Source organism: Acetonema longum DSM 6540, assembly GCF_000219125.1.
GTDB classification, from domain to species: domain Bacteria; phylum Bacillota; class Negativicutes; order Sporomusales; family Acetonemataceae; genus Acetonema; species Acetonema longum.
This window is the reverse complement of record NZ_AFGF01000295.1, coordinates 1-2,228: the sequence shown is the minus strand read 5'-3', so window position 1 is coordinate 2,228 and position 2,228 is coordinate 1. Positions and strand designations below refer to the sequence as shown.

General features: G+C 44.0%; 3 protein-coding genes and 1 pseudogene. All 4 read right to left on the bottom strand.

The features are described from left to right. The coding region (locus ALO_RS20605) for a DUF5677 domain-containing protein (RefSeq protein ID WP_004100244.1) at window positions 1-499 on the bottom strand (499 nt) is incomplete at its 3' end. A 64-nt stretch (window positions 500-563) separates the two neighbouring features. Further along, a protein-coding gene (locus ALO_RS21630; protein ID WP_238528357.1) for an IS5 family transposase occupies window positions 564-1,324 on the bottom strand; the annotation gives its coding sequence in 2 pieces (ribosomal slippage) (window positions 564-991 and window positions 991-1,324; 762 coding nt in all). A gap of 57 nt (window positions 1,325-1,381) precedes the next feature. Beyond that, window positions 1,382-1,903, bottom strand: a pseudogene (locus ALO_RS20590) (transposase); the annotation flags it as partial. A 64-nt stretch (window positions 1,904-1,967) separates the two neighbouring features. Continuing rightward, a partial coding sequence (locus tag ALO_RS20585; protein WP_040294074.1) for a transposase occupies window positions 1,968-2,228 on the bottom strand: 261 nt, incomplete at its 5' end.

Here is a 2,228-nt window from a genome sequence, read left to right as displayed (position 1 = left end):
GCCATCTGCTGTAAATCTTATTTAATTCCTTATCAGAGTACATATCTTTAAATCTTTTTATTTCTTCTTCAGGTATTAAAGCATCAAGCAAAGCTTGATGCTTTAATGGCTCAACTCCAACTTTAACTAGATTTCTGGCCTTATTATGAAGCTTAAGCCTATTTATAAAAGGAATAATATTTAAGTATTCGTCCAACTTAGACAATATTTCTTCATTTGTTCCTTTAAAAATGTAAAGAAATTTTAATGCTCCTTCTGCAATCATTCTGCCAAGTAATTTTGCATCCCATATGCATCCAAATGAAATTAACATGATTAAGCTCTCCGTAGTTTCTATCAAGCTTGCATATAGATGAACCAGCGAATATTGTATTTTGTCTGGCAACGGAGAAGCTTTTGAATATAATGGTGCAATTGCAAATACTAGTCCTTTTAAATTATCACCAGCATCTATTGCCACATTATTCATTATTGATTCATATATCTTATGCTTGTCCAAAAACAACTCTCCTAAATTGAAACATTTTAAAGCACTAATTGTTAGCTAGGTTGTGTCTTCAAAATTAACGTAACCAAATTAAAGAGCCGACGATATGTAACATAGCTAAATAGGAAGAGGCTAACTTGTCATATCGAGTGGCAATGCGTCGAAAATGCTTGATTTTATTAAAGAAACATTCAATCAGATGCCGTTCTTTGTACTGATGCCAATCACACTTTCTATTGGGTGGTGGATGTTTACGGCTTGATTTCCAAGGAATAATAGCTTCTCCGCCATGTTCGATAAAAGCGACGAGTTTATCACTGTCATATCCTTTATCAGCAAGCACGGTAGAAAGTTTTTGCCCTTGTAATAAGGGCTCCGCCATCAAAAAATCACTGACTTGTCCGCCGGTTAAGAGGAAGCGTAACGGATTGCCCAACGCGTCGACACTCATATGAATTTTGGTGCTAAATCCTCCGCACCCTAGAGCTTGCTCTGACTGCCCCCTTTGGCACCTGCGGCGTGCTGATGGGCTTGGATTATGGAACTGTCGATTAAGATGCCTTCTTCCTCTTTTTCCTCAGCGAGGATCGTAAAAACGGTTTCCCAAACGCCTTTGATCTTCCAACGCCGAAACCGGGTATAGACACTCTTCCAAGAGCCAAATTCGGCGGGTAAATCCCGCCATGGCGCTCCTGTTCTCAATAACCACAAGATGGCATCCAGTACCATGCGGTTATCTTTCGCCGGTCTACCTCGCTTGCCGGTTCTTTCCGATGGTAATAAGTCTTTTATTTTGTTCCATGTTTCATCGGTTAAGTTATGCCTTGTTGTATCCATAAAAATTATTCTCTATGAATTCTTTTGGCGTGTCAATCCTTTTTTTGAAGACACAACCTAGTGCTCTATAAAGTCAGGAAGTAGAAATAATAGGATAGAGTTTTTTGAGCTTAATACGTGGCATCGGCGGAGGTGAATTGCCAGTTCACAGTCGAGCAAGCAGCGTTTCTGCGGCATTTGCCAAGCGGAGACCTTGCGGCGCATCGTTTCTATAGTGTTCATGGATTGCGCCAGACACTGCCGGGATAGGACGCCAATCTCAATCTCGGCCATGTTCAACCAAGAGGCAGGGATGGGCGTATGATGAATCTCCAGCTTTTCGGCAATGCGCCGCGCCTCCTTCGGCTCAAAGGCTTTGTAAAGCGAGGCAATCCCGTGAATATTGAGGTTGTCCATCACCAGTACGATCGTTTCCACGTGCGCATAATGCACATCGACCAGTTCTTTGAGAAATTGGGCGAAGTCTATGGCGGTCCGTCTTTCGGTGACTTTCACGACCCGTTTGGCCGCCAGCGGCTCAAAGACCACAAACAGGCCAGCCACGCCACAGCGCCGGTATTCGTAATCCATCCGCTCCGGGGAGCCGGGAAGGTAGTGTCAAGAAAGTTTCGCAAAAAGGTTTGCAGTCCGTCATAAGATTTAGTTAGCCAATGGAAAGCTCCGACTCAGGGTCGACCGCTTCCAAATGCTTCATGTTCATATATTTCTTGCAGCCCCATTGAGTACCTGCAACATGGCGAAGGCGGGCGCAGACTAGCATCAAAGCCGACTGCCCGTCAGGGAACGCGCCAACGACTCTGGTTCGACGCCTGATTTCCCGGTCGAGGCGTTCTATCACATTGTTGGTCCGGATTCTTGTCCAGTGCTCAGAGGGAAAATCGGCATAGGCGAGAGTTTCCTGAAT